At 50.4% G+C, this 26,141-nt stretch carries 22 protein-coding genes and 1 riboswitch; of the genes, 4 read left to right on the plus strand and 18 right to left on the minus strand.

Going from position 1 to position 26,141, the window contains the following annotated elements; genetic code table 11:
- Positions 1-8: 8 nt before the first annotated feature.
- From E0496_RS33675 to purE, 15 genes are all read right to left on the minus strand, one after another.
- On the minus strand, positions 9-1,454 hold the full coding sequence (locus E0496_RS33675; protein WP_141506287.1) for a hypothetical protein: 1,446 nt from the start codon (positions 1,452-1,454) through the stop codon (positions 9-11).
- Positions 1,455-1,484: 30 nt separating this feature from the next.
- A complete protein-coding gene (locus tag E0496_RS33680) occupies positions 1,485-2,624 on the minus strand; it encodes a polysaccharide deacetylase family protein (protein WP_141506288.1) in 1,140 nt (379 codons plus the stop codon).
- Positions 2,625-2,880: 256 nt separating this feature from the next.
- On the minus strand, positions 2,881-4,146 hold the full coding sequence (gene purD, locus E0496_RS33685) for a phosphoribosylamine--glycine ligase (RefSeq protein WP_141506289.1): 1,266 nt from the start codon (positions 4,144-4,146) through the stop codon (positions 2,881-2,883).
- A gap of 201 nt (positions 4,147-4,347) precedes the next feature.
- Entirely contained in the window at positions 4,348-5,895 is a 1,548-nt protein-coding gene (gene purH, locus E0496_RS33690) for a bifunctional phosphoribosylaminoimidazolecarboxamide formyltransferase/IMP cyclohydrolase (RefSeq protein ID WP_141506290.1), read from the minus strand.
- Between the two features lie 458 nt (positions 5,896-6,353).
- Complete coding sequence (gene purN, locus E0496_RS33695; protein ID WP_141506291.1) at positions 6,354-6,965, minus strand: phosphoribosylglycinamide formyltransferase; 612 nt, start codon at positions 6,963-6,965, stop codon at positions 6,354-6,356.
- Positions 6,965-8,008 (minus strand): phosphoribosylformylglycinamidine cyclo-ligase, encoded by a 1,044-nt coding sequence (purM, locus tag E0496_RS33700; protein WP_141506292.1) that lies wholly within the window; start codon positions 8,006-8,008, stop codon positions 6,965-6,967. Before purM ends, purN begins: the two co-directional genes overlap by 1 nt.
- A 63-nt stretch (positions 8,009-8,071) precedes the next feature.
- Entirely contained in the window at positions 8,072-9,556 is a 1,485-nt protein-coding gene (purF, locus tag E0496_RS33705) for an amidophosphoribosyltransferase (protein ID WP_141506293.1), read from the minus strand.
- Positions 9,538-11,784, minus strand: a complete 2,247-nt coding sequence (gene purL / locus E0496_RS33710; RefSeq protein WP_141506294.1) for a phosphoribosylformylglycinamidine synthase subunit PurL — start codon at positions 11,782-11,784, stop codon at positions 9,538-9,540. The genes purF and purL overlap by 19 nt, the downstream gene beginning before the upstream one ends.
- The gene (purQ, locus tag E0496_RS33715; protein WP_139991586.1) at positions 11,762-12,457 is read right to left on the minus strand and encodes a phosphoribosylformylglycinamidine synthase subunit PurQ; all 696 of its coding nucleotides are present in this window, start codon (positions 12,455-12,457) and stop codon (positions 11,762-11,764) included. Before purQ ends, purL begins: the two co-directional genes overlap by 23 nt.
- Positions 12,458-12,461: 4 nt before the next feature.
- Entirely contained in the window at positions 12,462-12,707 is a 246-nt protein-coding gene (gene purS, locus E0496_RS33720) for a phosphoribosylformylglycinamidine synthase subunit PurS (RefSeq protein WP_175598164.1), read from the minus strand.
- A 302-nt stretch (positions 12,708-13,009) separates the two neighbouring features.
- A complete protein-coding gene (locus E0496_RS35810; protein ID WP_161601666.1) occupies positions 13,010-13,162 on the minus strand; it encodes a hypothetical protein in 153 nt (50 codons plus the stop codon).
- A 165-nt stretch (positions 13,163-13,327) separates the two neighbouring features.
- Complete coding sequence (locus E0496_RS33725) at positions 13,328-14,224, minus strand: phosphoribosylaminoimidazolesuccinocarboxamide synthase (RefSeq protein ID WP_141506295.1); 897 nt, start codon at positions 14,222-14,224, stop codon at positions 13,328-13,330.
- A gap of 15 nt (positions 14,225-14,239) precedes the next feature.
- A complete protein-coding gene (gene purB / locus E0496_RS33730) occupies positions 14,240-15,535 on the minus strand; it encodes an adenylosuccinate lyase (protein ID WP_141506296.1) in 1,296 nt (431 codons plus the stop codon).
- Between the two features lie 7 nt (positions 15,536-15,542).
- The gene (gene purK, locus E0496_RS33735; RefSeq protein WP_141506297.1) at positions 15,543-16,718 is read right to left on the minus strand and encodes a 5-(carboxyamino)imidazole ribonucleotide synthase; all 1,176 of its coding nucleotides are present in this window, start codon (positions 16,716-16,718) and stop codon (positions 15,543-15,545) included.
- Complete coding sequence (gene purE / locus E0496_RS33740; protein ID WP_141506298.1) at positions 16,715-17,200, minus strand: 5-(carboxyamino)imidazole ribonucleotide mutase; 486 nt, start codon at positions 17,198-17,200, stop codon at positions 16,715-16,717. The genes purK and purE overlap by 4 nt, the downstream gene beginning before the upstream one ends.
- Before the next feature lie 350 nt (positions 17,201-17,550).
- Positions 17,551-17,650: riboswitch (purine riboswitch) on the minus strand.
- A 608-nt stretch (positions 17,651-18,258) separates the two neighbouring features.
- Here purE and E0496_RS33745 point away from each other — a divergent pair.
- Positions 18,259-19,536, plus strand: a complete 1,278-nt coding sequence (locus E0496_RS33745) for a LysM peptidoglycan-binding domain-containing protein (RefSeq protein WP_141506299.1) — start codon at positions 18,259-18,261, stop codon at positions 19,534-19,536.
- A 240-nt stretch (positions 19,537-19,776) separates the two neighbouring features.
- Here the strand turns inward: E0496_RS33745 and E0496_RS33750 are convergent, their stop codons facing one another.
- From E0496_RS33750 to E0496_RS33760, 3 genes are all read right to left on the minus strand, one after another.
- A complete protein-coding gene (locus E0496_RS33750; RefSeq protein ID WP_139991591.1) occupies positions 19,777-20,346 on the minus strand; it encodes a nitroreductase family protein in 570 nt (189 codons plus the stop codon).
- Positions 20,347-20,399: 53 nt separating this feature from the next.
- Positions 20,400-21,332, minus strand: coding sequence for a peptide-methionine (R)-S-oxide reductase MsrB (msrB, locus tag E0496_RS33755; RefSeq protein ID WP_141506412.1), 933 nt, complete (start codon positions 21,330-21,332; stop codon positions 20,400-20,402).
- Between the two features lie 175 nt (positions 21,333-21,507).
- A complete protein-coding gene (locus tag E0496_RS33760; RefSeq protein WP_161601667.1) occupies positions 21,508-23,265 on the minus strand; it encodes a stalk domain-containing protein in 1,758 nt (585 codons plus the stop codon).
- 266 nt (positions 23,266-23,531) lie between these two features.
- Between E0496_RS33760 and E0496_RS33765 the strand changes: the two genes are divergently transcribed.
- The 3 genes from E0496_RS33765 to E0496_RS33775 all read left to right on the plus strand — a co-directional run bounded on the left by E0496_RS33765 (position 23,532) and on the right by E0496_RS33775 (position 26,069).
- Positions 23,532-23,963: a hypothetical protein gene (locus E0496_RS33765; RefSeq protein ID WP_141506301.1), complete on the plus strand. Its 432-nt coding sequence runs from the start codon at positions 23,532-23,534 to the stop codon at positions 23,961-23,963.
- Positions 23,960-25,036, plus strand: a complete 1,077-nt coding sequence (locus tag E0496_RS33770) for a phosphodiester glycosidase family protein (RefSeq protein WP_141506302.1) — start codon at positions 23,960-23,962, stop codon at positions 25,034-25,036. The genes E0496_RS33765 and E0496_RS33770 overlap by 4 nt, the downstream gene beginning before the upstream one ends.
- A gap of 100 nt (positions 25,037-25,136) precedes the next feature.
- Complete coding sequence (locus E0496_RS33775; protein ID WP_141506303.1) at positions 25,137-26,069, plus strand: proline dehydrogenase family protein; 933 nt, start codon at positions 25,137-25,139, stop codon at positions 26,067-26,069.
- The last annotated feature ends 72 nt before the right edge of the window (positions 26,070-26,141 follow it).

Consider the following 26,141-nt stretch of genomic DNA (forward strand, 5'->3'; position numbering starts at 1 on the left):
TTTCCTTCTTAATCGTTAAGAACCTTGAGGGTTGAAACAAAATCCGTTTCCACCTGTTCCATTTCGCTGAACGCTTGCCGCTCTTCTTCCGGCCATTCCGCAGGCGCCTCCTTGACGAAGGAAACCGCAAATACGTTGCCGCTGTCTGCAAGCAGCTGATGGTACGATCTTCCTTGCTGCTTCCATTCCGACTCCACGCTCTCCCATAACTTGTGAGGTACTGCATACAAAGTCGCCAGCTCGGCCGTCAGGTTCTTCTGCTCGTTCCAATAATCAATGCCTACGAATGCATACTGCTCCTCTGAGTTGTGCAGCGTATATCGGCCCATCCACTGCTCTGGAATACGAAGCTGCAAGCCATATCGGTAGTCGGTAAATTCTTCTTTTACTTTCACAAAACCGTCCTTGCCATCCCATTGCATCCATTCATTGAGCCACTTGGACTCCGCATAAGAAATATCGGGATACCCTGGCGCCTCCCTTGCCCATTGCAGCTCCAATATCCCATCGTTATTAATATCCTTGCTCATAGATGGCGTACCATTCAGCCCTTCCAAATCTTTGGATCGGTCGGGGTACACCAGCCTCAGCTTATTTTTCTCCCATACATACATAGAAGAGTAGGTGCTGTGGGCTCCTGTTGATGCCTCCAAAATAATGCCTCGGTGGCGGGATGATATTTTCCCAATGATTAAACGGTCATAATTATTAACGTCATTATATAAATTTTCCGTATAAAGCTCCTGCATACGTCCATTTTCCCACGTATAGATCGTCAAGTGAAACTCAGGCAGCGCCATCTCCTGATTGGTTCCAATCTCAGATATGATCGCCAGCTCCAATTGCCCGTCATCATTAATGTCGCCCGTATCCCCGTAAGAGTAAGGGATGGACTCCAGCGGCTTCAGCATCAGCTTGCCTGCTTCATTCCGAACGGGCTTCGAGCTGAACGAATAGATCTCAAGCATATTGGGACTGTCGAATGCGCCAATCCAACCGATCATTATTTCCAATTGGCCATCCTTATCAAGATCCTCGATCTTCAGCCAATCAATTAATCTTGCCAGCGGCTGCTGGACAAGCACCCATGGTCTCCATAACCCTGAAGTATATTTAAACACCATTAACTCAGGTGAACTATATTCGTTGTAATAAGAAACGATTGCCTCTTTAGTGCCGTCTCCATCTACGTCCAGCAGGCGAATGGCCTCCATATGGTCTTCACGAAACGGAAGCATTAGCTTGCTGTAATCAGGCAAATATTTCTCGATGGCTGCGACGATCGCCTGTTTCTCGGGGGAAATCGCCGGCTTCTGCAGCAGATCTGCAGGTGCCGCTGTATAACGACAGCCTGTAACTACGAAAAGGAGTGGGATTGCGCAAAGGAGCAGCAAGCCCGCCCGCACTATTTTCCCACGCCTGTTCTTGGCATAGCTATGGATTGAGACATCCAACTTGACGGCCTCCTCGTGCATGAATCCTTGTTAAGAGATTTGATTAGCGAAGACAAACGTGTAACCCATGTCCTTCAGATCATCAATGACTCCTGGCAGAGCTTGTACGGTATTCTTAATATGCTTGCCGCCAAAAGAATGCATTAATATTATACCACCAGGCTTAGCCTCTTTTTTAATCATTTTGCGAATGCCCGCCACAGAGGTTCCCGCCCAATCACGCGTATCGATATTCCAGCCAACCATATCACGGTTGCCTGCTTTCAATAAAACTTTCAGCGTATCCGACACAGCGCCATAAGGAGCCCTGAACATCACCGGCGTGAAACCTACTGCTTTCTTGATAGCAGCGTCTGCCGTTTTAACTTCCTCAATAATTTGCTGCTTATTTAGCTTGGATAGATCTTTATGATTATAAGTATGATTGCCAATTGCATGTCCTTCGTCCACGATTCGCTGAAGAACCTTCGGATTTTTGGTTACCTGTTGTCCGACGACAAAAAAAGTAGCCTTTACATCCTTATCCTTTAGGATATCCAAAATATCGGACGTATAATTTTTATCGGGTCCATCATCAAAAGTCAACGCAATGAGCTTCGCGTCTTTGCTTGGTTTTTCTACTACAGCTTGCTCATCAGGTTTGTCCAACTTATCCGTTGCTGTTGCACCCGGCTTGTCCGTTGCTGTTGCACCCGGCTTATCCGTTGCTGTTGCACCCGGCTTGTCCGTTGCTGATGCATCTGGCTTGTCCGTTGCTGTCGCACCCGGCTTGTCCGTTGCTGGCGCATCCGGTTTGTCCGTTGGTGTCGTACCCGGCTTGTCCGTTGCTGGCGCATCCGGCTTGTCCGTTGGTGACGCATCCGGCTTATCCGTTGCTGTCGCATCCGGCTTGTCCGTGGTTGGTTGCCCGCCTATATGACCATGAACGATTCCTCCGTCATCATTCCCTCCATTACCGATAACCACAACATCCTCGTCTTGATCCGTTGCGCTTCCTGTCTGAGGTCCTTTTCCTGTGCTGCCCGTGTGATCAACCGTTTGCTTCTCGCCCGAAAAAATGGACGATAAACTAAGGGAAGAGCCTGTACTGCATCCACTGACCCCAATCGCAACAACAATCATAATTAGCAATAAAAACATCTTGCGGTTTTGCTTTCTTGCGCTTTTCATTCCATTCACCTTCTATTCCTCGCTAGTAGTTTCATTGTAGCCCTATTGCCGTGTGATAGAGTTACAAATTAGTAACACCATTCGAGCGCATTTGACACATTTATTATGAAATAGACGGCTGTTAATTGGTCTTCTCTATTATTCTAGTAACCTGCCAGAGGCACAAAAAAGCCAATCCTTATTGCCGCTCTGCGCGAGCGTTGCAAAGGATTGGCTATTTGCGTTCGGATCCTGTTTCCTGTTGTTTGTGTAGCGATTAAACTAGTGCTTTGGCAGCAATATCCGTACGGTTTTGTTTCCCTTCAAAATCAATTACGCTAACCGCTTCATAAGCACGGGCACGAGCTTCCGCAATATCACGGCCACGGCCAACAATGCCAAGCACACGGCCGCCATTTGTAACGAACTGGCCATCTTTCTCTGCTGTACCTGCGTGGAAGATTAAAGCGCCCTGCGCTTCTGCTTCAGCAAGACCCGTAATAACACGGCCTTTCGGATAAGAAGCCGGATAGCCTTCGGAAGCAACAACGACGCAAACCGCCGCTTCGTCACTCCATTGAATGTCCAACTGATCCAGATTGCCATTCATCGATGCAAGAACGATGTCGATTAACTCGGTTTGCAAGCGCGGCAATACGACCTGTGTTTCCGGATCGCCCATACGCGCGTTGAATTCGATCGTTTTTGGGCCGTCTTTTGTAATCATGAGACCTGCGAATAATACGCCACGGAATGGACGACCTTCGCTAACCATCGCTTTAGCGGTTGGAATAATAATATTTTGAATGGATTCATCGATGATTGCTTGATCGATATGCGGAAGCGGCGTGTAAGTGCCCATTCCTCCCGTATTCGGACCTTTATCACCATCAAAGATCGGCTTATGATCCTGTGCCGGAACCATCGCTCGTACCGTCTCGCCATCAACGAAAGCAAGAATCGACATTTCCTGTCCAATCAGGCACTCTTCAATTACGATTTGGCTGCCCGCTTGACCAAACACTTTGTCGACCATCATATCGCGCAGCGCCTGCTCTGCTTCTTCAAGCGTTGCGGCAACCGTAACGCCTTTGCCTGCGGCAAGACCATCTGCTTTGATAACGATCGGAGCAGACTGCTCGCGAAGATACGCAGAGGCTGTTTCGTAATCGGTAAACGTTTCGTATTTGGCTGTCGGAATTTCATATTTCCGAAGCAGGTTTTTCATGAATATTTTGCTTCCTTCGATTTCCGCAGCATTTTTGCGAGGTCCGTAGGCCTGAATGCCAACAGCCTCAAACGCGTCTACGATTCCGTCTGCAAGCGGATCATCCGGGCCCACAAAAACCAGATCGATCGAAGCATCCTTGGCAAAACGAATCAGCTCATCAAAATCGCTAACCGGAATCGGAACGCATTCCGCAAGCTGTGCAATGCCCGCATTTCCTGGCGCACAGTAAATATCTTTGACCTTCTCGCTTTTCTTAAGCGCCCAGACGATCGCATGCTCCCGTCCGCCGCCGCCAACTACCAAAATACGCATATGAGTAACCCCCTAATTAACTATACAAGCGTAACGACTATCTCCGTCATCTATCTGAAAGCATAAGCTCGTTTTGCTAAGAAAAATAACTTGTTGATCGAAAAATAACCGTACCCCACTTATTGCTTAAACAAGCAGCAGCCGCTCGCTTCGCCAGCTCTCTGTCGTTAACGCGCGGCTGCCTATGGGGAAAAGTAAGCTTTAGTGCTTAAAGTGACGTACGCTTGTGAACACCATAGCGATGTTGTTGGCGTTTGCCGCAGCGATGGACTCTTCGTCCTTGATTGAGCCGCCTGGTTGAATAATTGCAGTAATGCCGGCTTTTGCCGCAAGCTCTACCGTGTCGCCCATTGGGAAGAAAGCGTCCGAAGCAAGTGCTGCCCCTTTTGCCGCTTCGCCAGCTTGCTCAATAGCAATGCGAGCTGCGCCTACGCGGTTCATTTGACCAGCACCTACCCCGATGGTCATATCATCCTTCGCAAGCAAAATCGCATTCGATTTTACATGCTTAACCACTTTCCATCCAAACAGTAGCTGTTTCAGCTCTTCTGCTGTTGGTTTGCGGTCCGTTACAAATTGCAGGTCGGCTTCGGTTACGCTGTGAACGTCGCTCTCTTGCACAAGCATGCCGCCATCAACGGATGTTACCAGCCATTCCGGCTTGCGCTCGCCAGCTGCGGACAGCTCTCCAAGCTTAAGCAAACGGATATTTTTCTTCTTCGTCAAAATATCAAGCGCCTCAGGCGTGAAGTCAGGAGCGATGATGATTTCAAGGAAGATGCCGCCTAGCAGCTCAGCTGTATCCGCACCAATCGTACGGTTAGCTGCAACGATGCCGCCGAAGATCGATGTTGGATCGGCTGCATATGCTTTTTGGTAGGCTTCATGGATCGTTGCGCCGATGCCTACGCCGCATGGATTCATATGCTTAACCGCAACTACCGCAGGCTCGTCGAACTCTTTTAGAATCGCAAGCGAAGCGTTAGCATCGCTAATGTTATTGTAGGACAACTCTTTGCCGTGCAGTTGCTCAGCTGTCGTTACATTGCCTGCCTCTGCTAGCGGCTTGCTGTAGAAAGCAGCTTTCTGATGCGGGTTCTCGCCGTAACGAAGATCCTGTACCTTCTCGTAAGTAACCGTGTACGTTTCAGGCAATGATTCGCCAACTTGCTTAGTCAGGTAATCCGAGATAAGAGAATCATAAGCCGCAGTATGGCGGAACACTTTGGCGGTCAGACGTTTACGTGTCTCAAGCGTCGTATCGCCTTGTGCTTTTAATTCTTCAATTACCGTGCCGTAGTCGGCAGTATCCACTACAACGGTTACGAAGGCGTGGTTTTTGGCAGCTGAACGTAGCATTGTCGGGCCGCCGATATCAATGTTCTCAATCGCATCCTCATAAGAAACGTCAGGCTTCGCGATCGTTTCTTTGAATGGATACAGATTAACGACAACAAGGTCGATATAATCAAGACCAAGCTCTTTCATTGTGTTCTGATGCTCTTCATTATCACGCACCGCCAGCAAGCCGCTATGTACGGCCGGGTGAAGCGTTTTGACGCGCCCATCCAAAACCTCAGGGAAGCCAGTTACATCGGAGATGCCGATAACCGGAATGCCTTCCTTTTGCAGCAGGCTGAATGTACCGCCTGTCGAAATAATTTGCACACCTTGGCTAGCCAGTTCTCTGGAAAACTCCACGATTCCTGACTTATCCGAAACACTAATTAACGCTCTGCGAATTGCCATGCAAATCCCTCCTCCTCTATTTGGCCAAACCATTGCTTCTCCCAAAATCATACGCCCGCTCGAAATCGCCGAAGTTGGGGAAATAGAGCTACTTTTTAGATCTATTCTGCTCTCCAACGCCAATATGAGCTCATATCTGCCGATTCCGAACCAATTAGATCTACTTTTTAGACCTATTTCGCTCGAAACCGCTGAAGTTGGGGAAATAGAGCTACTTTTTAGATCTATTCTACTCTCCAACGCCCATTTGAGCTCATAACCGCCATTTTCGAACTAATTAGATCTACTTTTTAGACCTATTTCGCTCGAAACAGCCAATGTTGGTGAAATAGATCTACTTTTTAGATCTATTCTACTCTCCAACGCCCATTTGAGCTCATATCCGCAGTTTCCGGACCAAAGCACCATCAGATCGACGCGCTCGCATGCTTTAAACAAACTAACACTATGCTCGTCGCTTAGTTCTGTACGCGCACATGGCGGCCATCCAGCGTCACGCGCCCCTGCGCGATCTGCTGGATGACACCCGGCAGCAGCGACTGCTCCGCTGCATGAATACGCACGGCGAGCGAGTCTTCCGTATCCTCATCCGCCACTTCAACCACGCGCTGCGCGATAATCGGCCCGCTGTCCATGCCCCCGTCCACATAGTGGACGGTGACGCCGGTCACCTTAACGCCGTATGCGAGCGCCTGCCCGATGCCGTTCACGCCGGGGAATGCCGGCAGCAGCGCCGGATGAATATTAATCATCCGCCCGTAGAACGGCTCAACGAGCACTGACGTGATAATGCGCATATAACCCGCCAGCACGATCAGCTCAACGCCGCGACGCTCCAGCTCGGCGATAATTTCCGTCTCGTAAGCTTCACGAGACGAGTACTCCTTCGGCGTGAACAGGAACGTGTCCACGCCAGCCTTCCTCGCGCGCTCCACAACGGGAGCGGCTGGCTTATCACAAACAAGAAGCTCGATGGTTACATCGAGCTTCCCCTCCTGCACCGCATCTACAATCGCTTGGAAGTTGGAGCCTTGTCCCGAAGCGAAAACAGCGATGCGAAGTGCTCCCATTATACTTCCGCTCCCGTAAACGTCACGATGCGGCTTCCTTCCGTAACCGTTCCGATACGGTAAGCCTGCTCACCAAGCTCATTTGCAATGCGAAGAGCTTCGTTTGCTTGATCAGCTGGTACAACAACAACCAAGCCGATGCCCATATTAAAAGTCGTGAACATATCACGATTCGTAATGCCGCCTTTATTTTGCATCAAATCGAAAATCGGCAGAATCGGCCAAGAGCCGAATTCTACATCCACGTTCACGCCATCCGGCAGCACCCGCGGAATGTTTTCAATAAAGCCGCCGCCCGTAATGTGCGCCATGCCTTTCACTTCTACCTGCTCCACCAGCTTAAGCGCCGATTTCACATAGATGCGGGTTGGCTCAATCAATACGTCGCCAAGCTTAGCACCGCCAAGCTCTTCGAGCTCTTGATCCAGCTTGTAGCCAGCATCTTCAAGCAGCAAACGGCGAACGAGCGAGAAGCCGTTGCTGTGAATTCCGCTTGAAGCAAAACCGATAACCGCGTCGCCAGCAGCAATCGTGGAGCCATCGATCATTTTTTTCTTGTCCACGATACCTACAGTAAATCCAGCGATATCATATTCTCCGCCTTGGTACATGCCCGGCATTTCAGCCGTTTCGCCGCCGATCAAGGAACAGCCCGCTTGCACGCAGCCTTCCGCAATTCCTTTGACGATGGCTTCGATTTTCTCAGGCACGACTTTGTCGCATGCCAGGTAATCAAGGAAGAACAAAGGCTCCGCGCCCTGTACGATAATATCGTTCACGCACATCGCAACGGCATCAATGCCGATCGTGTCATGCTTGTCCATAGCAAAAGCAAGCTTCAGCTTCGTTCCGACGCCATCCGTTCCAGACACGAGCACAGGCTCATCATACTTGTCCTTGTTCAGGCTGAACAGACCGCCAAAGCCGCCTAGCTCCGCCAGTACTTCTGGACGGTACGTCCGCTTTACGTGCTTTTTCATCCGTTCTACCGCTTCGTTGCCTGCCGCGATATCGACGCCGGCTTTTTTGTACGCTTCTGACACTCTCGGTCAACTCCTTAACTATTTTAGGAGCATAATCACTCCATGGGTTAAACATTTATGCGATTAACAGCTGCAGCTTTTGTCCGATTCTTCGTCAACCACCGTAGGGTAGTCATTATCGAAGCATGCGAGACACATGCCGCGATTGTAGGCACCGTCATTGCCGCCAACGGAATCCACAAAGCCCTGATCAGTCAAAAAGGATAATGAATCCGCATTGATCTGCTTGCGAATCTCCTCTACCGTACGGTAAGAAGCGATAAGCTCCTTGCGGTCTGGCGTATCGATGCCATAGTAGCAAGGGTTTTTGAAAGGAGGCGACGTAATCCGTACATGCACCTCTGTCGCACCTGCTTCACGAAGCAGGTTAACGATGCGAAGCGAGGTCGTACCGCGTACGATCGAGTCGTCGATCATAACGACGCGTTTGCCTTCGACCACTTTACGAACAGCGGACAGCTTCATTTTGACACCCTTCTCGCGAAGCTCTTGGGAAGGCTGGATGAATGTCCGGCCCGTATATTTGTTTTTGATGAGGCCAAGCTCGTATGGAATGCCCGTTTGCTCTGCATAACCAATGGCCGCCGAAATACTCGAATCAGGCACACCCGTTACGATATCCGCATCGACAAAAGACTCCGAAGCGAGCTGGCGTCCCATCCGTTTGCGCGCCATATGAATGTTAATGCCGTTGATATCACTGTCCGGACGGGCAAAATAAATGTACTCCATCGCACAGGTCGCACGTCGTTCCACCTCAGCGTAACGCGTTTCGCGCATGCCGTTCACATCCAGAATCAGAAGCTCCCCTGGCTGAACGTCACGCTCGTAAACAGCGCCAATCGTCTCAAACGCGCAGGACTCCGACGAGAACACGTAGCCATCGCCGATACGGCCCATTACAAGCGGACGCAAGCCATGCGGATCAGATGCGACAAGCAGCTTGTCGTTCGTCATAATCAGGAATGCAAAGCCGCCGACAATGCGCTGCAAAGCTTCCTTAGCCGCCGTCTCGAAATCCTTCGAGGAACGGGCGATAAGATGGGCAATAACTTCCGTGTCGCTTGAAGTTTGGAAAATCGAACCCGACATTTCCAGCTCTTTGCGAATTTCTGGCGCATTTACGATATTGCCGTTCGTTGCAACCGCTAGGTCGCCGTCACGATAGCGGAAAATAAGCGGCTGCGCATTGGCCAGCTTGCTCTCTCCCGCAGTCGAGTAACGGACATGTCCGATGGAACGGTCGCCCGCTAGAAGATCAAGGTTATCCTTGTTGAATACTTCTTTGACAAGGCCCATGCCGCGGTGATACGCGAACTTATTGCCGTTTTTCGTATCGACTGTGCAGATTCCCGCGCTTTCCTCGCCGCGGTGCTGAAGCGCATGAAGCCCGTAATAAGATAGGTTGGACGCTTCAGGGAGATTAAATACCCCGAAGACGCCACATTCCTCACGCAATTTATCAAATATATCGTCACGGCCAATGCCTTCGTTATAATGGTCGCCCGTCCATAACAAAGGCTCCTGTCTTATTTGCTCATCAGACATGGAATCGCATCCTTCCAGACCTTCTCCAGTTGTGTTACCGGCGCCTGAATGCCGGCTTTTCCGTTTACGCTTATGGTCAGGCTGCTGCCTTTAACAGTACCGATTTGAGTGTGAACAACGCCTTGCTCCGAGAGCTTCGCTTGCAATGCCGCAGCATTTTCCGGCTTAGCCGAAAGAAGAATACGGGATTGCGATTCACTGAACAACAGGTGGTCAGCACGCAGGTCAGAAGTCAATGCAACTTCCGCTCCCAGGCGACCGCTGATACAAGATTCAGCTACAGCTACAGCAATGCCGCCTTCAGACAAGTCATGCGCCGAAGCGACTAGTCCGCCTTGGATGGCGCCAAGCACCGCATCCAGAACCTTTTTCTCCGTTGCAAGATCAATTTCAGGAGGACGACCAGCAGCCCCACCTTGCAAAACATATTGCAGCTCGCTTCCGCCAAGCTCCGCTTTCGTCTCGCCTACGAGAATGATAACGTCGCCTTCCGATTTAAAGCCTTGTGTTGTAATGTGATCGATGTCATGCACGAGACCAACCATACCAATTACCGGTGTCGGGTAAATCGCACCCTTGGCGTTCTCGTTGTACAAGCTCACGTTACCACCGATAACCGGCGTATTCAAGATAACACACGCCTCGGACATGCCGTCAGCCGATTTCTCAAGCTGCCAGAACACTTCCGGCTTCTCCGGGTTACCAAAGTTTAGGTTATCCGTAACAGCAAGCGGCTCAGCGCCCGAGCATACAATGTTACGTGCTGCTTCAGCAACTGCAATGCGTCCGCCTACTTCTGGGTCTAGATATACGTAACGTCCGTTGCAGTCTGTCGTCATCGCAAGCGCCTTGCGCGTGCCGCGAATCGTCACAACTGCCGCATCGGAGCCTGGTTGAACGGCTGTCGATGTACGAACCATGTAGTCATATTGGTTGTAAACCCACTCTTTGCTCGCAACCGTTGGGGAAGCAAGAACCTTCTCCAGCGCGCCAGTAAGGTCGGTTACTTCTTCGTAAGCCGAAGTGTCTACCGCAGCATTTTCGCTGAAGTAAGCTGGCTCTTTCGAAGGTTTGTCGTATACAGGGCACTCGTCAACGAGCGCTTTAACCGGCATATCGGCAACCTCTTGGCCTTGGTGGAACAAGCGAAGACGTCCGTCATCCGTTACTTTCCCTACTTTGGCGCAAATAATGCCCCAACGTTCAAAAATTTCTTTCGCTTGCGCTTCATGCTGAGGCTCGACAACGAAGAGCATACGCTCTTGCGACTCGGAAAGCATCATTTCATAAGGCGTCATGCCTGTTTCACGCTGAGGAACCTCGTCAAGGTAAAGCTCAAGGCCGTTACCCGCTTTGGAAGCCATCTCCGCGCTGGAGCAAGTCAGTCCCGCTGCTCCCATGTCTTGAATGCCGAGCACGATACCGGAATCGATCAGCTCAAGCGTCGCTTCCATTACCAGCTTCTCCATGAATGGATCGCCGACTTGTACAGCGGTACGATTCTCTTCGGACTCTTCGGATAGCTCAACGGATGCAAAAGTTGCACCATGAATACCATCGCGGCCAGTTGCAGGACCCACGTAGAATACCGGGTTGCCTACCCCTTTAGCCACGCCACGTTGAATTTTATCATGATCGATTAGACCCACGCACATTGCGTTAACAAGTGGGTTGCCTTCGTAGCTCTCGTCAAACATAACTTCGCCGGCAACCGTCGGAATTCCGATACAGTTACCATAACCTGCAATACCGCTAACGACATGCTCGAACAAATATTTTACGCGCTCATTCTCTAGGCGGCCGAAACGCAAGCTGTTCAGCAATGCGATCGGACGTGCGCCCATGGAGAAAATGTCACGGATAATGCCGCCAACGCCTGTTGCCGCGCCTTGGAAAGGCTCAACCGCAGATGGATGGTTATGCGATTCGATTTTGAATACGACCGCTTGGTTGTCGCCAATATCGACGATGCCCGCGCCTTCGCCCGGTCCCATTAGCACGCGTGGTCCTGTGATCGGGAACTTTTTGAGAATCGGCTTGGAGTTTTTGTAAGAGCAGTGCTCTGACCACATGACGCTGAATACGCCGATCTCTGTGTAGTTTGGCTGACGGCCTAGAAAACCGCAAATCAGCTCAAACTCATAATCGGATACGCCAAACTGGCTGTAAATCTTTTGCTCGGCAATTTGCTCCGCTGTCGGTTCCTTAGCTGTTAACTGCTGCGCCATGTTGTTCCCTCCATGCATTCAAAATCGATGTAAACATCCGTTTGCCGTCTTCCGAACCGAGCAATTGATCAATCGCACGCTCTGGGTGAGGCATCATTCCTACTACATTTCCTGCTTTGTTGCTGATTCCGGCAATATTCTCAACCGAACCGTTCGGGTTCGTGTCGCCTGCATAGCGGAATACGATTTGGTCGTTCGCTTTGAGCTCGGCAAGCGTTGCGTCGTCGCAATAGTAGTTGCCTTCGCCGTGGGCGATCGGAATATTAATAATCTCGCCTTGCGAGTATTGGTTTGTGAATGCCGTGCTGCTGTTTACCACTTCAAGAGGTGCTTGATGGCAGCGGAACTTCAGTCCGTTGTTGCGGATCAAAGCGCCTGGCAAAAGGCCAGCTTCCGTCAAAATTTGGAATCCGTTGCAAATGCCCAAAATAAATTTGCCTGCTTCGGCCGCTTTTTGCACTTCGCTCATAACAGCTGCGAATTGCGCGATCGCTCCGCAGCGCAGGTAGTCGCCGTAGGAGAAGCCTCCTGGCACTAGAATTGCATCATACGCGGACAAGTCCGTAGCTGTATGCCATACATAGTCAACCGACTGGCCGATGGTGTCTTCGACGGCTTTGTAGCAATCGATGTCACAGTTGGAGCCAGGAAATACGAGTACCGCAAACTTCATCGTCTTAACCCTCCAGTTCAAAACGGAAATCTTCTACAACCGTGTTCGCGAACAGCTTTTCGCACATCGCTTTGATGCGTACTTCCGCTTCAGCGCGGTCAGTCGTATCAAGCTCAAGCTCCAAATATTTGCCGATGCGTACTTTTTCGACTTCGGAGAAGCCCAGTGTGTGAAGCGCGCCTTGTACAGCGGTTCCTTGTGGATCCAAAACGTTTTGCTTGATGGTGACGTAGACGGTTGCCTTCATAATAGCCTCCTGAAAATGTGGGTTTTTGTCGCAGCAGCCTTTATTAAAAATGTGATGGCCGCTCGGGCGCGGGAGTTATTGCCTACGCCGCTATTGAAGCCGGGAAATCTGATTACACCGCTTAAGCGGGTATTTCCCGGTCTTCAAAAAGCGATCGCTGTCGCTCTCCAGCAACAACTTCCCGCTCTCCGAGCTCTCACATTTTGAGATAAAACCTTTGCGAGGGTGATCGGTGAAGCAAGGGCGGCGGCCGCGCTGTCGCTGGCCACCATGATTATGGTGACTGGCCTGCGCTGCGCTGCCAGTCAATATGATTGCTGCAGCCCTGCACTATCGTGCTCAGGCTGCTGGTAAATGGGGTGCAGCAGCGCTCTCGCTGACTGCCTGCTGTTTAAAGGCATGCGCTTCCGCGCCCCTATGTCAGCGTCATCGCATGCGCTCGACGTTGTTTTACTCACTTCATCCGGCCTTCAGCGGCGGATTTTTAATTTAACGGGATTTACTCCCGTTAATTCACTCAGCCTGCAAGATGCCAGTGAATTAACATAAATTTCTCCTTCTAATTCAATCAAACTAGCTAGCTAGTTTGCTGAGAATAGCCGGATTTTTTGGTGTTATTGCTCCTACAGCTCTACGCCAGTCAAACGGCGGTAGATGTCGCGGTAGCGGGCTGTGGTTTCTGCGACAACCTCATCCGGCAAAGGAGCAGGCTTGCTGTCGCGGTCCCAATCGGAGCCAAGCAGGTACGTGCGCACCGGCTCTTTGTCCATACTGTCGATTTCGATATCGAACGCATAGTTGCCTTCCGCCCAGAAACGCGAGGAATCCGGCGTAAAGATCTCGTCGATCAACACGACTTTGCCGTCGATTATACCGAATTCAAACTTGCAATCCGCGAGAATGATGCCATGCTCAGCGCAATAGCCGTGAGCGAACTCGTACAGCTTGATGCTGCGGTCGCGAAGCTCTTCGGCAAGCTCGGCGCCGACCATTTCTGCCATTTTCTCAAACGGAATGTCCTCGTCATGGCCGACGTCATTTTTCGCAGCAGGCGTAAAGATGGGTGCCGGGAAACGTTCGTTTTTGCGAAGTCCCGCCGGAAGCTCGATGCCGTTAATCGCTGATGTTTGCTGATATTGTCTCCATCCGCCGCCTGTGATATAGCCGCGAACGACGCACTCGATATCGATGCGTTCCGCTTTGCGGGTAACCATAATGCGGTTTTTGAGCAGCTCAGGCTCGGTAACCAGATCGCCTAGCTTCGCTACGTCGGTATGAACGACATGGTTCACTTGAATATCTGCCGTTTGCTCGAACCAGTAAGCCGACAGGCGGTTAAGCACATTGCCTTTGTCCGGTACGGCTGGGTCAAGCACGTAGTCAAATGCCGAGATCCGGTCGGTGACGACGATCAGGAAATGCTCGCCTAGATCGTAGAGCTCACGAACCTTGCCTTTGTATATAAGCGGAGCTTTAATATAATCGACTGCCGTCGATAATGCTTGCGATGTTGCGCTCATCAGGCCAACCTCCCTTTAGATCAATCCCAAACGTGTGAAAATCGTATCGACATGCTTCAAATGCCAAGCTGGGTTGAAGCAATCGTCGATTTCTTCTGTTGAAAGCACGCTTGTGATCTCCTCGGTTTCGCCGATGATATCGCGGAACTGACGCTGTGTTTCCCATGCTTGCATCGCGCGCGGCTGTACCGTGTCGTAAGCTTTCTCGCGGCTAAAGCCTTTGTCGATCAGCTTCGTCAATACGCGGCCTGAGAACGGCACGCCGTAAGTCGCCTGCATGTTGCGTTTCATGTTTTCCGGGAACACTTGAAGATTGTTGATGATGTTGCCTAGACGGTTCAGCATGTAGTTCAGAAGCATCGTTGCATCCGGCAAAATAATGCGCTCAACTGACGAATGGCTAATATCGCGTTCATGCCACAGCGCAATGTTCTCGTAAGCCGTAACCATATGTCCACGAATCACGCGGGACAAGCCGGAGATGTTCTCGCAGCCGATTGGATTACGTTTATGCGGCATCGCCGATGAACCTTTTTGGCCTTTAGCGAACGGCTCTTCGACTTCGCGGAATTCACTCTTTTGCAAAGCACGAATTTCCGTTGCAAATTTATCGAGCGAAGAAGCGACAAGCGCAAGAGTTGCCATGTATTCAGCGTGACGGTCGCGCTGCAGCGTTTGCGTCGAGATCGGAGCAGCTGTAATGCCAAGCTTGTTGCAGACGAATTCTTCCACGAACGGATCGATGTCAGCGAACGTACCTACAGCGCCGGACATTTTACCGAATTGCACGCCGTTAGCCGCATGGTGGAAACGCTCGAGGTTGCGTTTCATTTCCTCGTACCAAAGCGCCATTTTCAAACCAAAAGTTGTTGGCTGTGCATGCACGCCGTGCGTACGGCCCATCATAGGCGTGTCTTTATATTGAAGTGCTTTGTTTTTCAAAATTTCAATGAAGCGCTCGATATCTTTCACGAGAATCTCATTGGCTTGCAGCAGCAAGTAACCAATTGCGGTATCAACTACGTCTGTAGAAGTCAGGCCGTAATGTACCCATTTGCCTTCTGGGCCAGCTTTCTCGGATACAGCACGCGTGAACGCGATGACGTCATGACGAGTTTCCTGCTCGATTTCATAGATACGGTCAATATCGAAATCTGCCGAAGCGCGAAGCGCGACTACATCTTCCTTAGGGATAATGCCTAGCTCGGACCAAGCTTCGCATGCGCAAAGCTCAACTTCCAGCCAAGCTCTGAATTTATTTTCCTCTGTCCAAATTGCTCTCATTTCCGGTCTGCTGTAACGCTCTAACATGAAATGCTCACACCTTCCAAATAGTTGTTTCTTCAATCCAGCTTAGAGCAGCGTCCGTGCTCTCGGCCAGTACGTTGACATGTCCCATTTTACGTTTCGTAACCGCGTCTTTCTTGCCGTACAAATGAACCTTTGGCGCAGCCTTCAACCGATCAGCCGCCTCATCATGGCCAGCCATCAGCTCAAGGAGCGGTGCGACATGCTGGCCCAGCACATTGACCATCACAACAGGGCTCATTAGCGTCGTATCGCCAAGCGGCAAATTGCATACCGCGCGAACATGCTGCTCGAACTGTGAAGTCCGGCAAGCCTCCATCGTATAGTGGCCGCTGTTGTGCGGACGCGGGGCTAGCTCGTTCACGAACAGCTCGCCTTCCGCAGTAACGAACAGCTCCACCGCGATCAATCCGACTGCCCCAAGTCCCTCAGCAATTCGCGACGCTAGGCTCTCTGCCTCGCGCTGCAGTTCCTCGCTGATTCTTGCGGGAACGATCGACAGATGCAATATATTATCGACGTGTATGTTCTCCGCTACAGGGAAGGTCTTAATCTCCCCCTGCGGGCTTCTCGCCGCTATAACCGATATTTCCTTGTCAAAACGAATGAATTGCTCCAGCACCAGTTGAACCTTGGCACGAGCGAGCGTCTCATACGCGTCTTCGATCTCGTTCTCGCTGCGTATGACCCACTGCCCTTTGCCGTCATAGCCGCCCATAGCGGTCTTCAGCACACAAGGCGTGCCCAAGGCCGCAACAGCCTCGCGCAGCTCATCGACGCTGCCAACTTCACGGTAAGGCGCAACCCGCACGCCTGCTGCTTCAATGGCACGCTTCTCGCGAAGCCGATGCTGCGTTGTATACAGAAGCTCGCTGCCCTGCGGCACATACGATTCCTTCATTAGCATTGCTGCCACTTCGGCATCCACATTCTCGAATTCATAAGTAATGACATCCGAACGCCCTGCGAGCTCCATCGCCGCCTCACGATCATCGTAAGCGGCAATAATTTGCTCGGCTACTTGTCCAGTGGGGCTGTCAGGCGTTGGATCAAGTGTGATGAACCGGTAGCCCATCGCACTCCCTGCATTAGCCATCATGCGGCCCAACTGGCCGCCTCCCAAAATCCCGATCGTGCTGCCCGGCAGCAGTGTCTTCACCTGCTGCGTGTCCGCTTCACGGTTCATAGCGTCTCACTGCTTTCGAGCACTTCCTGCTTCACGCGCTCGCGACGCGCTTCTACGCGCGCTTGCACCTCAGTATCGAATGCTCCGAGTATTTGTGCCGCAAGCAGACCTGCATTGGTGCCGCCCGCGTTGCCAATCGCAACCGTAGCGACCGGAATGCCGCCAGGCATCTGGACGATGGAGAGCAAAGAATCAAGCCCACTCAGATTGGATGATTTAACGGGAACGCCAATAACCGGCAAAATCGTCTTTGCAGCGACCATGCCGGGTAAATGTGCAGCTCCGCCAGCTCCGGCGATAATCACCTTGAGTCCACGCTCTACTGCCGTTTCCGCGTATTCAAACATTAAATCCGGCGTCCGATGCGCCGAAACCACCTTTTTCTCATAAGGAATTTGCAATTCCTCCAGAACATCGCAGGCTAATTTCATTGTGTCCCAATCCGATTTGCTGCCCATGATGACGCCTACCTTCGCAGACATGCGATCAAACCCACTTTCATTTATAAGATGATAAATCATTAAATCTCATGATCCAATGCTGCAAAAACAAAAATAGCCCGCCAGCAACCATTCAAAATGGGAATGCCGCAGGACTCAAGCGCAAAGCAGATAGAACGACCGCCCTTCAAGGGAATGCACGGTGCATTCTGCTTCACTTCAATGAATGCGACGAAAGCGGTGCAGCATAGCCGGAGAGACAACAGAAGGCTGCCCCGTCAGAGAGGCAACCTATGTCCAATGAATAGGCCATCTATATGCTGCAAACTTGCTTTATGGCGTCTCAGAGCTTGTAAGTGAATACTCTCAGCCAGCTTACAACCCATTCCCGCTTGTCGATTCATCTTGCTCGTAGTCCGAAAATTAAGGTTTCCGGGTAGAAACATTCAGGCCTTATCCCAAATATATACGAGGGTGACATTTAATCATAAAGGAAGGAGTGTCCATCCTCAAATTCACGTTATAAATTTATGCACTGCATAGCTGCTTCTTATCGAGGAAATTCGACTGTTTTTTACACGCAGCCAGCATGCTTTGCCTCAAACCTATTCTAGTTTATCTAATCCCCAAACTACTGTCAATGAAATACGAACATTAAAAGAGAAAGTTTTATAAAGGTTCGTTTTTTTGAATAAAACAATCGGAAAATCAAACATGAATAGCCAAAATAAGGTGTATCGCCCTCCTCTATTTTTCGATCAGCATACTCTCACAGCTGCCTTATCCCTCATTCCGCCAAGCCTTTACCTGCTGCCAGATGAACAAGCCATCGAATAAACGACATTTTCCTCGCGCGCGAACCGTGCCTATCGCCTTATTATTCCCATTCCCCGGTTATTCATCTAACACTCCACATACAATCTCATCTATCCCTTTATTTTTGCGTTTCTAAAAAATCTCATTCCCGCTGCAACAGACTAACAGCGCCTGTTTCGGAATACAGTTAAATAAATGGGATTTAGACATAAACCCTATAGGACAGGACGGCAAAGCAGGAATATACGGTCGAACAAAAAATCGAAAATGGAGGTCGGACGAAGGTGCAAATTCAAGTCGTGCAAAAGGGAGATACGCTATACAAGCTGGCCCGAAAATTTGACGTTTCCGTTGATGAAATAGCAAAGGCCAATGGACTAGCTGATCAAAATCTACTCGTTATCGGCCAGTCCCTTATTATTCCTACCGAAGCAGGCATTCACAAAGTGCTAGTAGGAGAAACGCTTTGGCTTATTGCCCGCAGGTACGGCGTGACGCTGGAAGGGCTCGCCAAGGTAAATCAGATCGCCAATCCCGCACTTATTTACCCTGGACAGACGCTGGTTATTCCTCAGGCCGCAAGACCAACCATTGAGGTCAATGCCTACACAGAGAAGCTCGGAGCCGCCGGCGTGGAAATTGTGAATGAGATCGGCCAATATTTAACCTATTTAAGTCCGTTCAGCTACCGTATACAAGCAGACGGCTCTTTTACAACATTAGACGATTCAGCGATTATAAATGCGGCTTACAGCCATCAAGCAGCTCCCATGATGGTCATTACCAATTTTGAAAATGGTACCTTCAGTCCGGATATCGCACATGCTGTTCTTAGCGAACCCGCTCTTCAGCAGAAGCTGATCGCAGGCATTTTGGAGACGATGAAGCAGAAGGGGTACCTGGCACTTAATGTGGATTTCGAATACGTGCCCCCGGCAGACCGTGAGCTATACAATGCCTTCTTGCAAAAGCTTGTCGACAGCCTGCATCCGCAAAATTATCTCGTATCCACTTGCCTAGCACCCAAACTAAGCGCCAATCAGGCCGGCACCTTATATGAAGCGCATGACTATCCGGCGCATGGGCGCATTGTCGATTTCGTCATTCTGATGACGTATGAGTGGGGTTGGTCGGGCGGCCCTCCGCGCGCGGTCGCTCCTCTGAACGAAGTCAATAAAGTCGTAAGCTATGCGCTTAGCGTTATCCCGGCGGAAAAAATCATCATGGGCATGCCGTTATACGGCTACGATTGGACCCTCCCCTATGTACATGGCGGCAAATGGGCTCCTACCGTCAGCCCAAAGGAGGCCGTTAACCGTGCGGCAAAATACGGCGCCGAAATTAAGTACGATGATGAGAGCCAATCTCCGTACTACAACTATTATGATGAGAATGGCCTTGAGCATATCGTGTGGTACGAGGATGCCCGCAGCGTTCAGGCAAAGTTCAATATGGTTAAAACGTACCGGCTCCGCGGGATTAGCTATTGGGTGCTCGGCGTGCCATTCCCTCAAAACTGGTATGTGCTGGGAGCCAATTTCACCGTTAAGAAGCTTGTATGAGCTTATAAGTATATATGGCTGCCGCCATCCTCTGCCGGTAAAAGCTCACGGCGGATTAAGTCATAAAAGGTAAGAATCCGAATGCAAAAGCGGTCACAACGTTTCTCCAGAACAATTTTCCCGCTTCGCTAAAACTTCATTTCATTTGTTCAACTCTTTTATTCAACTTAAACTATGAAAAAAAGGCCAAAGCATTCGACGACTACGAATGCTTCGGCCTCCATTATGAGATCTTTCTGTTTATACGAGCCATACCGTCTTCGCTGTCGCCGGAATACGCTTCGGCTCTGGCGGGGTCATATCGGGATAGCCTAAATAAATTAAACCTACGATCTGGTCCTGCGGAGCAAGTCCAAACGTTTCATTCATAATCGGATTATACATCGGATCTCCAGAACGCCAAATTGCGCCTAGTCCGTTCGCATGTGCAGCAAGAAGCAGATTTTGCACCGCTGCTTGTGCGGCTGCTAGTTCTTCCGACAGCACAGCGCGCGGATCGTCCGATGGCGAACATACAGCTGCAATGACAACCGGCGAGCGATACGCTTTCGTGCGTTCTTTCGCTAGCCGATCTTCAAGCTCCTGTCCGCTAAGCTCAGGCACAAGCGATGCAGCGACCCGTGCATACCCTTCTCCAAGTCTCGCTCTCCCCTCGCCGCTCATCACAATAAAGGACCATGGCTGCGTATTGAAATGGCTTGGAGCCCAAACAGCGGCATCCAGCAGACGCTCAATAAGAGCGCGGTCTACCGGGTCCTGCTTCACTCTCCCAATCGTCCTGCGTGTCCGAATGGCTTCTTCGATATTCATCTCTCGTTCCTCCTCCGATCAGTTCAATTTTCAAGTGCCCGTCTTCCTACGGCTTACTCGAACAAATATAAATATTCACCGTAGCCTTCCTGCTCCAGCTTATCCTTGCTAATAAACCGCAATGAAGCAGAATTAATGCAATAGCGCAATCCAGTTGGCTGAGGCCCATCGTCAAACACATGCCCCAGATGTGAATCGCCTTCTTTACTGCGAACTTCAACCCTTACCATAAAATGAGAGCTGTCGGTATGCTCAGATACCGCTGCTGCCTGCAAAGGCTTCGTGAAGCTTGGCCAGCCGCAGCCAGCATCATATTTATCGAGGGAACTAAACAGCGGTTCTCCCGATACGATATCGACATAAATGCCGTCCTCGGTATGATCCCAGTATTCCCCGGTAAACGGGCGCTCGGTGCCGCTATTTTGCGTCACTTCATACTGAATCGGCGTCAGACGCTGCTTAAGCTCGGCCTGATCCTTCTGCATCGACCAGTTATCCGAGATAAAAGCATCGCGGCCTGATCCTTTCCTGTACATTTTATATCGGTAAGGATTCGTTTTGTGGTAACCCTGATGATAATCCTCTGCAGGATAAAATACCGCAGCCGGCTCGATTTCCGTTACGATGGGACGATCAAAGCGGCCGCTCGCCTGCAGCTCCTGCTTCGACTGCTCAGCAAGCTCGCGCTGCGTTTCATCATAATAATAGATACCGGTTCGATAAGACTCTCCGCGGTCATGGAACTGTCCGCCTGCATCGGTCGGATCGATTTGCCGCCAGAAAATATCAAGCAGCTTCTCGTATGGGAAAATTTGCGGATCATACGTAATTTGTACAGCTTCTGCATGGCCTGTCGTCTCCGAGCATACCTCCTGGTAGGTCGGGTTTACGGTATGTCCTCCCGTATAGCCGGATACGACAGAAATAATGCCAGGCATTTCTTCGAAAGGTGAAACCATGCACCAGAAGCATCCTCCTGCGAACATGGCCTTCGCCTCGGTTCGGCTTGCGCCGATATTTGTGATTGGTTGATCCACGCTGATCACCCTCCTGAATGGTTCAATTCATAACTTGCCTCTTTATTATACATGACTAAGCGTGCTAATCACAAAAAAAAGGGAGGATGCGCCGCTTATGAGCGGTACATCCTCCCTTAGCTATTTATTCGAATTCCTTGCCTGGAGTAAAGATGAATAAGACCGGCAACGAGCTTGCGCCCGGTGATGAATAGGTGATCGTAACTTCAGGAGGAGCTTGCAGCGCGGCTTCAGCTGATTCCGCTTTCTTCTGCGTATAAAGCAGCACGCCCTCGCCAAGGTTCACATAACCGCCTGTTGGCACATTGATGACCGTGCCGTTAACGGATACGGCACCTTGGAAAATACCTGCCCGCGGATTGAGGAAAATACGCGTTCCATAGGCAACATCCTTAAGCTTGATTGTTGTCACGGCCCCATACTCGCCGCCATTGAATGTCATTTCACCCGTTAGCGCGTCGATGCCTACCATACTGGTTCCACGGCTGCCAAGACGAAGCTTGCCTTCGGTTACACCCACTTTTTCTGTCACTTCAATGTATTGATCGGTATCAAGGAATCTGCCGCGGTTGCCCACTTTCTCAAGCTCCTCAAGTCTAAAGACAGAGCCGAGCGCATCCGTCGTTTCTCTAACCGCCATGGTTGAGAATGTCAACGGACCATCCATGTTGACATCCAGCAGTCCCGAGAAGCCTTCATCCGGATTCATAATGATCTTCTCAAGCTCAGGCAGCAGCACTGCTGAACTTCCCGGCTCTACTACAAGCTCGCGCGGCGTGCTGACTCCCAAATATCTCGATATGGCAGCAGAACCGAATTGCATTGCGCTTACGCTTGGTCCGGCCAAGCCCCGATTACCCAGTGTCAATGTGACCGGTTCACTTTGCATATTGGTGACGATGACAGCTAATTTCATCCGTTCTCCTGAACCGTTGCGGTGATGCAGGAATAATCGGCTTTGACCATCCAGCACATCTTCATATAACAAGCCTTCACCAAAGAACCGCTCTGGGGCGTTCGACATGTACAGAGTCGTATGTCCCTTGGTCTCAAAAGTATCCACATCTCTAAACGTATTCATTAGCTTTGCGTCCACAGGAAACTTATCTCCTGGATTACCATAACGCATGTAATATTCGTACTTCGTATACATCACTTCATCAATAACCGTAATATCTTGTGATTTCTTCGGGCTCCAGACTCCGTCATTGTCATAAACGGATTGTGTAACGGTATAAACCCCTGGTTCGAAATACGTGCTTTTTCGTCCCGTCCATTCGGTTTTGACAATCGTACCATCAGGGTCATAGCTGAGATCCTCATATTCAATCGGTTCCCCTAGCTTCACTACCGCAGGCGCTTTAAAATCTGCTACTGGTGCCACATTCGGATCACGCTGAATCGTAATGCTGATTTGCTTCAAGGTGGCATTAAACACATAGTCCGCGTTCCACAACAGCTTCACCGCAGATAAGGGCACATGTATGGTGCCATTGATGATAGCAGCAGCGTTTGGCATCAGAATATAACTGCCATTGCGGCTCGCGCCGCGCATGTTGACGTTTAACGTAACTTTATTAAGAAAAGTATCGATATGAGTTCCCTTGCTATCGTTATATACGCTTGCTCCCACCGAGTTCGCAATCGTACGGACCGGAATCATCGTGACCCCTTTAACTACCGGCAATGGCGTCGTCATTTGCTGCGTTTTGCCATTGACCGTCATCTGCTTCGACCCATGTACGAACACCAGCTTAGCTGGCTGACGCTCTGCTGCATCTACTTGCTCTCTCGCTCCAAAACCTGCGCCTACAAGCGAAACTAGCAAGCTAGCAACCACGACCCGCTTCGCAATTCGGCTAAATACATTATCTCTCTTCATCCTGATCTCCTTCCGATTTGCGGCATCGGCTGCCGCATCCCGTATGGTTAGACGCAGGTAGTAGGGAGAATGTTCCGCTAAAAAATAAAATTTACAATAAATTCCCACATGACGCGGACGACAGCTCGTATTCTCTTTGTTACAATAAGATGACATACGCAACTATTTACCGGTACGTGAAGTCTAATTCTATGAATAAGATAATGCTTGCAGTTCGTTCATCCGATCCTTGTGCAAGTGACCAACATGAGAGGTGAATGAATAACATGAGTGATTTAATTTTGGAACAACGCACTGCCAGCCAAACCGACAAAAAAACGCGTAAAAAGAGAGGAAACCGTACCTTCTTCCTTTTCGTCTGCGTGTGGATCATTATTATATGCTCCGGCATACTAGGCGCCAAATGGTATACGGAACGGATTCAGCAGACGTTATCCGCCGATTTGGAGCGCCAGACCTCCAGTCAAATATCGGCTATGCAGTTGGCATACGAGGCACGCATGCTGCAGCTAGAAACCAATTACTCGGAGGATCTGGCTGAACTGAAAACCAAGGTAGACGCGCTAAATGAGCTGCTTCTCTTCACGAAGGACAACGCGGATTCCAAAACCGATAACAGCAATAAGCTTTATACGCAGCTGAACGAAGTAAAAAAACAGCTGAATGAGCTGAAGAAAAGCTTGGATGTGCTGAAATGAATCTGACTGTCAAAGCACTTAATCGAACTGCCCTGCTCGCATGCGCGCCTTTTCTCGGAATCATGATCTGGCTGCTGTTATCCGACATGGTCATACAACTGTCTACGGAAGCTTTTCCGCAGCCCATAACCGAGCAAGCAAGACTGCCTGAAGCCGACATTAAACCAGCGTCCTCAGGCCTTGACCTTGCGCAGGAAACTGCTTCTTTAACTCATGAGTCGATTCAGAAGCAATTGAAGCTCTATAACGAAACGAATGCGGATATGGCTCAAATTTCTTCAATAGCCGCCTCGCAGGCGATGAGGCCGCTCGAAATTTATGACCGCAACATTACCGCCAAGCTAGGCAAGGCCTCCGCAACGATCGAATCGGACAAGCTGAGAGCACAGCTATTTTACATAAAAGCCGAGAATTTCTCCGCTTATGCGCTGAAGGTGAAGCTCAAAAGCTCCGATGCCATGAGCATGACGCTCGGCGGAGACGAGCTGGGCAAAGCCGAGAGCACGCTTGCCGCAGTTAATCGGCATGGCGCCGTCGCTGGCGTTAATGCGGGCGGCTTCGCCGATGGCCGAGGCAAGCGGTATCCGCTAAGCACAACAATCGTGGACGGCTATTACGCCACAGGCTTTGAGGCGCCGCACGCAGATTTGTTTTTCGTCGGCCTAAACGAACAAAACGAGCTGATCGGCGGAAAGTTTGCGACTAAGGAGCAGCTCGATGCAAAAAAACCGAAATTCGGCGCCTCCTTCGTCCCTGTCTTGCTGCGCGGCGGAGCTCCACAGCCGATACCAGCTAAATGGCAGACGAGTCCGAAACGCGCGCCACGCACCATCATTGCCAATTACAAGGACGACCAGCTGCTCTTTCTTGTGGCGGATGGATACAATGAAGCAGGCAGCTCCGGGGCCACGCTTAGCGAGATGCAGCTGCTGCTGCAGCGTTATGGCGCTGTCGATGGCTACAACTTGGACGGCGGCGGCTCATCCTCGCTCATTTTTAATGGGCGCGTCATTAATAATCCGTCCGACGGCTCGCTGCGCAAGCTTCCGACGCACTTTTTGTTCTTCAAATAATTAGGCTAACATGGAGCGATATCGAACTGAACTGAATATACTAATACCGAACTCCCTGAAACGGACTCCTACTCATGCTTTGCGGAAAGGAGCAGTACGGATGGGCATCGGATCAATATGGTACCGCAAAACCTTATTAACGATTACGGGCATACCGCTCGTAGAGAGGCTTTCCACCACTTATGGCAAAAAGCTCGCAAGCCGATTTATTGCTGGAGAAACACTTCAAGAAGCGCTCGAGGAAGTGGACGCGCTTGGCAAGCTTGGCATTATAGCTACGCTCGATCATCTTGGCGAGGGTATTCATGATTTAAGTGAGGCTGCTGCCTACAAAGAACAATATATCAAGCTGATTGATGGCATTGCCGCTTGCAAAGCAAGCTCTAACGTATCATTGAAGCCGACCCAAATGGGACTCGCTCTGGACCGGTCTGCTTGCTACGAGAACATTCGGGCAGTGGTCAAGCATGCGAGGCGTCACCGTAACTTCGTCCGCATTGACATGGAAGATACGCCTTACACGCAGGCAACGATCGATATCGTGAAACGGCTTCATGCCGAGGGATTAACCAATGTAGGAACCGTGCTGCAGGCTTATTTGTTTCGCACGGATCAGGACGTGAGGGATCTGTTGCAGGCGCGGATAAGCCTGCGGCTTGTGAAAGGAGCTTATAAAGAATCGCCGGAGGTCGCGTTTCAGAAGCCTGCGGAGGTTCTGGAAAGCTTCAAAAGCATGATTAAGCTTCATTTGGAACAAGGCGTATACACGGCGATCGCCTCGCATGACGATGCCATTATTAGCTGGGTGAAGGCATATGTACGCACCCATCGCATACCCAAACATGCTTTTGAGTTCCAGATGCTATATGGTCTCCGAATGAACGAACAAGCCCGGCTGGCCAAGGACGGCTACCGCATTCGCTGCTATGTTCCCTACGGCGAGATGTGGTACCCCTACTTCACTCGCCGCTTGGCCGAAAAACCGGCCAATCTCATGCTCGTCCTCAAAAACATGTCCAACTTAAAGCGCTGAGCTGCCCAATGCAGACTCAACGCTTTTTTTCTTCATTTGTATTGTCGCCAGCAAGCACACCCGCGTTCTTAC

This window comes from Paenibacillus luteus (assembly GCF_006542765.1).
GTDB lineage: Bacteria > Bacillota > Bacilli > Paenibacillales > Paenibacillaceae > Pristimantibacillus > Pristimantibacillus luteus.

Bases quoted from the DNA above. Each gene is read 5' to 3' on its own strand.
- E0496_RS33680 (WP_141506288.1), bottom strand. From the start codon at position 2,624: ATGAAAAGCGCAAGAAAGCAAAACCGCAAGATGTTTTTATTGCTAATT.
- purD (WP_141506289.1), bottom strand. From the start codon at position 4,146: ATGCGTATTTTGGTAGTTGGCGGCGGCGGACGGGAGCATGCGATCGTC.
- purH (WP_141506290.1), bottom strand. From the start codon at position 5,895: ATGGCAATTCGCAGAGCGTTAATTAGTGTTTCGGATAAGTCAGGAATC.
- purN (WP_141506291.1), bottom strand. From the start codon at position 6,965: ATGGGAGCACTTCGCATCGCTGTTTTCGCTTCGGGACAAGGCTCCAAC.
- purF (WP_141506293.1), bottom strand. From the start codon at position 9,556: ATGTCTGATGAGCAAATAAGACAGGAGCCTTTGTTATGGACGGGCGAC.
- purL (WP_141506294.1), bottom strand. From the start codon at position 11,784: ATGGCGCAGCAGTTAACAGCTAAGGAACCGACAGCGGAGCAAATTGCC.
- purQ (WP_139991586.1), bottom strand. From the start codon at position 12,457: ATGAAGTTTGCGGTACTCGTATTTCCTGGCTCCAACTGTGACATCGAT.
- E0496_RS33725 (WP_141506295.1), bottom strand. From the start codon at position 14,224: ATGAGCGCAACATCGCAAGCATTATCGACGGCAGTCGATTATATTAAA.
- purB (WP_141506296.1), bottom strand. From the start codon at position 15,535: ATGTTAGAGCGTTACAGCAGACCGGAAATGAGAGCAATTTGGACAGAG.
- purK (WP_141506297.1), bottom strand. From the start codon at position 16,718: ATGAACCGTGAAGCGGACACGCAGCAGGTGAAGACACTGCTGCCGGGC.
- purE (WP_141506298.1), bottom strand. From the start codon at position 17,200: ATGTCTGCGAAGGTAGGCGTCATCATGGGCAGCAAATCGGATTGGGAC.
- E0496_RS33750 (WP_139991591.1), bottom strand. From the start codon at position 20,346: ATGAATATCGAAGAAGCCATTCGGACACGCAGGACGATTGGGAGAGTG.
- msrB (WP_141506412.1), bottom strand. From the start codon at position 21,332: ATGTTCGCAGGAGGATGCTTCTGGTGCATGGTTTCACCTTTCGAAGAA.
- E0496_RS33760 (WP_161601667.1), bottom strand. From the start codon at position 23,265: ATGAAGAGAGATAATGTATTTAGCCGAATTGCGAAGCGGGTCGTGGTT.
- E0496_RS33765 (WP_141506301.1), top strand. From the start codon at position 23,532: ATGAGTGATTTAATTTTGGAACAACGCACTGCCAGCCAAACCGACAAA.
- E0496_RS33770 (WP_141506302.1), top strand. From the start codon at position 23,960: ATGAATCTGACTGTCAAAGCACTTAATCGAACTGCCCTGCTCGCATGC.
- E0496_RS33775 (WP_141506303.1), top strand. From the start codon at position 25,137: ATGGGCATCGGATCAATATGGTACCGCAAAACCTTATTAACGATTACG.